This is a genomic window from Nostoc cf. edaphicum LEGE 07299 (assembly GCF_015207245.1).
In the GTDB taxonomy this organism is placed as follows: Bacteria; Cyanobacteriota; Cyanobacteriia; order Cyanobacteriales; family Nostocaceae; genus Nostoc; species Nostoc edaphicum_B.
Genome location: NZ_JADEXF010000395.1, coordinates 1 through 4,801, shown reverse-complemented (window position 1 = coordinate 4,801; position 4,801 = coordinate 1). Strand labels below are relative to the sequence as shown.

General features: G+C 42.0%; 4 protein-coding genes. All 4 read left to right on the top strand.

Going from position 1 to position 4,801, the window contains the following annotated elements; translation table 11 throughout:
- Positions 1 to 224 precede the first annotated feature (224 nt).
- The 4 genes from IQ229_RS13365 (at position 225) to IQ229_RS13350 (ending at position 4,775) form a co-directional block, all read left to right on the top strand.
- Positions 225 to 1,004: a metal ABC transporter ATP-binding protein gene (locus tag IQ229_RS13365; protein ID WP_194044394.1), complete on the top strand. Its 780-nt coding sequence runs from the start codon at positions 225 to 227 to the stop codon at positions 1,002 to 1,004.
- Between the two features lie 45 nt (positions 1,005 to 1,049).
- Positions 1,050 to 1,913, top strand: coding sequence for a metal ABC transporter permease (locus IQ229_RS13360; protein WP_194044392.1), 864 nt, complete (start codon positions 1,050 to 1,052; stop codon positions 1,911 to 1,913).
- A 65-nt stretch (positions 1,914 to 1,978) separates the two neighbouring features.
- A complete protein-coding gene (locus IQ229_RS13355; RefSeq protein ID WP_194044390.1) occupies positions 1,979 to 2,551 on the top strand; it encodes a chemotaxis protein CheB in 573 nt (190 codons plus the stop codon).
- A gap of 4 nt (positions 2,552 to 2,555) precedes the next feature.
- Positions 2,556 to 4,775, top strand: a complete 2,220-nt coding sequence (locus IQ229_RS13350; protein ID WP_194044388.1) for a hybrid sensor histidine kinase/response regulator — start codon at positions 2,556 to 2,558, stop codon at positions 4,773 to 4,775.
- Positions 4,776 to 4,801 lie beyond the last annotated feature (26 nt).

Below are 4,801 nucleotides of genomic sequence, written 5' to 3'. Positions count from 1 at the left end.
GGCCAGCACCAACTTATCTCAAGTTGCTAGAAGGTAATATTAATACTCTAACTCAGGGATTAGAGGAAAAATGAGCAAGTATGCAAGAATAAATCTAACTATTGAAAATAAGCTTGTAGTAACGAATTTAGTCCTATTTTGTTCTCTGGAAAACGTTACGTCTTTGGAAAGAAGGCTGAAACCGCTCACTACAAACTATTAATTAATTTTAGAGGTGATTTTTAATGAAATCCATTAGTATTGATGTCGAAAATTTGACAGTAGCTTACCACGGCAAAGTTGCTTTACATGGTGCTTCTTTGCAAATTCAAGCAGGTTCAATCAGTGGCTTGGTGGGGATGAATGGTAGTGGTAAATCAACCCTATTTAAAGCGATTATGGGTTTTTTGAAGCCAGTTACAGGACGAGTTTTGATTAATGGATTACCTATAAAAACTGTGCAAAAAAAAAGCTTGGTCGCTTATGTACCACAGTCAGAAGAGGTGGACTGGAATTTTCCAGTAAGTGTCCATGATGTGGTGATGATGGGACGCTACGGATACATGAATATACTACGAATTCCATCGGCGAACGATCAAAGAGTAGTGAGGGAGAGTTTGGAGAGGGTACAAATGTGGTCGATGCGCGATCGCCAAATTGGAGAACTCTCTGGTGGACAGAAGAAACGTGCTTTTCTCGCCCGTGCTTTAGCACAAAAGGGAAGAGTTTTACTATTAGATGAGCCTTTCACAGGGGTAGATATCAAAACAGAAAAAGCGATGATTGATTTATTGCTGGAATTGCGAGAAGAAGGCCATACAATTTTGATTTCTACCCATGACTTAGCTTCTATCACTACTTTCTGTGACCAAGTCGTACTCATTAATCGTACTATTTTAGCTTATGGTGATACATCAAAAGTCTTCACAGAAGAAAATCTCTCACGGACTTTTGGTGGTTCTCTGGGAGATTTATCTCTCAGCAAAAGTCAGATAATCCGTGGAAATAAAAGTGAATCGGATTAATGAATAATTGTTAATTGATATTGCTTGGATTGAAGTTATAAAAATATGAATACTCTCGCATTCTTAGACTGGTTCACTACACCCCTACAGCATGAATTCATGGTGAAGGCAATTTGTGTAAGTGCCTTAGTTGGGGTGGTCTGTTCTGTTTTATCTTGTTTTATGACCCTCAAAGGTTGGGCATTAATGGGAGATGCTGTTTCCCATGCGGTAATGCCTGGGGTAGTAATTGCTTATGTTTTAAATATCCCTTTTGCTGTAGGTGCTTTTGTCTTTGGAGTGGGTTCAGTTATTGCGATCGGTTATATCAAAGCGAAGACAAGGATTAAAGAAGATACTGTCATTGGACTTGTATTTACAGGATTTTTTGCTCTGGGTTTGGTACTAGTTTCCAAAACTCCTAGCAGCGTAGATTTGACACATATTTTGTTTGGCAATGTCTTGGGTATTTCTAATGAAGACATTATCCAAACGGTGATTATTAGTGGAATTACCTTAATAACAATAGCTATTTTACGCAAAGACTTGCTATTATTTTGTTTTGATCCCACTCATGCACGTTCCATTGGCTTGAATACAGGAGCGCTACACTATATTTTACTTTCATTACTCTCGTTAACAGCTGTCGCGGGACTCCAAACAGTGGGAATTATTCTGGTTGTAGCGATGTTAGTTACTCCAGGAGCAACAGCTTATTTATTAACAGACCGTTTCGACCACATGATACTAATTGCAATGGCATCGGGTGTATTTTCTAGTGTTATGGGGACTTACATCAGCTATCATATCGATGGTGCAACAGGGGGTTGCATAGTTGTGTTGCAAACCTTGTTGTTTGTCATAGCAATGATTTTTGCACCTAAACATGGGTTACTGGTAAGAGCAAAGAAGCAGGAAAACACTGACTGATTCAGTATGAAATACTCTTTGCTATTTACATAACCCCCCATTCCACAGGTGTGAGGGCGAAATAAGTGTCGTTTAAAATTGTGGTAATTGGTACTTCTTTAGGTGGATTATCAGCATTGAAAATTGTCCTGGGTAATTTACCAGCAGACTTCCCTGTACCAATCGCGATCGTGCAACACCGTCACAAAGAGTCTAACAACACACTCCAGGAGTTATTACAAGAATCCACCTTGTTGAAAATTCGAGAAGTTGAAGACAAGGACGAAATACTACCAGGACATATCTACATAGCTCCAGCAGATTATCACTTACTGGTTGAACCAGGTCACTTTGCTCTTTCGACTGATGAGCCTGTTTCTTATGCCAGACCATCTATTGATGTGCTATTTGAGTCGGCAGCTGATGTCTACACAGAGGAAGTTATTGGTGTAATATTGACAGGAGCAAACCAAGATGGTATGCAAGGTCTTAAGAAAATAAAAGTGCGGGGAGGAATTACTATTGTACAAGAACCCGCCACAGCTGAGAGCGACATTATGCCAGAGGCCGCAATTTCTGCTGTTGCAGTAGACTGGATTTTGACACTCTCAAACATTGCTTCCCAGATGGTCAAGCTTTGTCAATCATCACAGAAATAAACCGATGCAGATGGAATCGAAAGTAAACATCCTCCTAGTGGATGATAAACTAGAAAATTTGCTGGCACTAGAGGCAATCCTAGAAAAACTGGGGGAGAATCTCGTGAGAGCTACTTCTGGGGAAGAAGCTTTGAGGTGTCTGCTGCATCAAGATTTTGCGGTGATTTTGCTGGATGTGCAAATGCCAGGGATGGATGGCTTTGAAACTGCTACCTTAATTCGGAATCGGGGGCGATCGCGTCACACTCCAATTATCTTTCTTACCGCCTTTAGCACCAGCGACCAAATGCTGTTTAAAGGTTATGCCTTGGGTGCTGTTGATTATCTGCTCAAACCACTAGACCCCAATATTTTGACTTCTAAAGTCACAGTATTCGTAGAACTATTTAAGAAAACAGAAGCCATCAAGCAACAAACAGCGCAATTGGTAGCTGTGAATACTGAACTCAGGCAAAGTGAAGAACGATTCCGATCGCTAAGTACCTGCTCACCCGTTGGCATTTTTGAAACTGATACCGAAGGCGGCTGTAAATATACTAATCCCCGCTATCAAGCAATTTGTGGCTTGAAAGCCGCAGAGAGCTTAGAAAAAAAATGGCTAGAATCTGTTCATCCAGAAGATAAAGAACGAGCGATCGCTAGTTGGTCTGCTTACATTTGTGAAGGTCGAGAATACTCAGAAGAATTTCGCTTTCAAGCTGCTCATGGTAACATTCGTTGGGTTCAAGTTCGCTCGTCACCGATGCTTTCTAGTCAAGGGGACTTGTTGGGTTATGTAGGCACTCTTGAAGATATTACCGAACGCAAGCAAGCAGAAGAAGTCCGCGCTCAAGTGATTCGGGAACAAACGGCAAGACAGGAAGCAGAAGCCGCAAATAGGATGAAAGATGAGTTTCTGGCTGTTCTCTCCCACGAACTCCGCACGCCTCTAACCTCAATGCTCGGCTGGTCGAAAATCCTTCGCGCCAAGAAACTTGACGAAAAAGCCACTTCCCGCGCTTTGGAGGCGATCGAACGCAACGCCATATCTCAGATGCAACTAATTGAGGATATCTTGGACGTATCTCGGATTATTCGTGGTCAGTTGCGGTTAAACGTATCGGCAGTGAATCTGCTCACAGTGATGGAGGCGGCATTAGAGGCAGTTCGTCCCCTAGCAGAACCGAAAGATATTCAATTAAGTACTGTGCTGGATACTTCGATAGGGTCAGTCTATGGCGATCCAGCCCGTCTACAGCAAATTGTCTGGAACCTACTAACTAATGCAATAAAGTTTACCCCTAAAGGTGGCAGGGTAGAAGTCAGGCTGTCAAAGCATTTTGGATTGCCGATTTCAGACTTTGGTGTGAGCGCTACTTCCACAAGCCTCAGTACAACCCAGTCGAACAATTTTGGATTTGAATCTCATAGTGAAAATTTAGACTCTTCAAACACTGAAGAAAGCAATAATCTAAAATCCGTCTTGGAAAATTCTGATGGTCGAGAGCCGAGTCTTAAGCTTTCCGCAAAATCTCAAAATTCAAAATCTCAGTACGCCCAAATTCAAGTTATCGATACAGGCATTGGTATCAGTTCCGAGTTTTTACCCAAAGTATTTGAGCGTTTTCGGCAAGCAGACAGCACCACAACGCGATCGCACAATGGATTAGGACTAGGATTAGCGATCGTCCGTCATCTAGTAGAACTACACAAGGGGACAATTTTTGCCCAAAGTTTAGGCACTGGGCAAGGAGCAACCTTTACTGTAAGATTACCACTTTTACAAGACAATAGAGGAAATAGAGAAGCAACAGGAAAAATTTCCTCTTCTTTAGCATCTACCCCCCTTGCTGGATTAAGGGTTTTAGTTGTAGATGATGAAGCAGATACCCGTAACTTTCTCAGTTTTATGTTTGAGGAGTATGGGGCTTTTGCCACTGCGGTAGCATCGGTTGATGAAGCACTTTCAGTACTTGAACAAGCAAAACCAGATATCCTGATTAGCGACATCGGTATGTCAGGGCAAGATGGTTATACATTGATTCGAAAACTCCGCTCTTTAGAACCAGAAAAAGGCGGACGCATCCCCGCGATCGCTTTAACAGCATACACGCGAGAGGAAGACCGCTTGAAAGCCCTTTCAGCAGGGTTTCAGCAGCATTTATCTAAGCCAATTGACCCCAATAAGTTGATTTCTGCGGTTGCCAATATATTAGAACTGCCTATTGAAGTTCCAGTGAGTTGATTTGGAATTGGGAAGGGGAAGTAGGG

Bases quoted from the DNA above. Each gene is read 5' to 3' on its own strand.
- IQ229_RS13360 (WP_194044392.1), top strand. From the start codon at position 1,050: ATGAATACTCTCGCATTCTTAGACTGGTTCACTACACCCCTACAGCAT.
- IQ229_RS13350 (WP_194044388.1), top strand. From the start codon at position 2,556: ATGCAGATGGAATCGAAAGTAAACATCCTCCTAGTGGATGATAAACTA.
- IQ229_RS13365 (WP_194044394.1), top strand. From the start codon at position 225: ATGAAATCCATTAGTATTGATGTCGAAAATTTGACAGTAGCTTACCAC.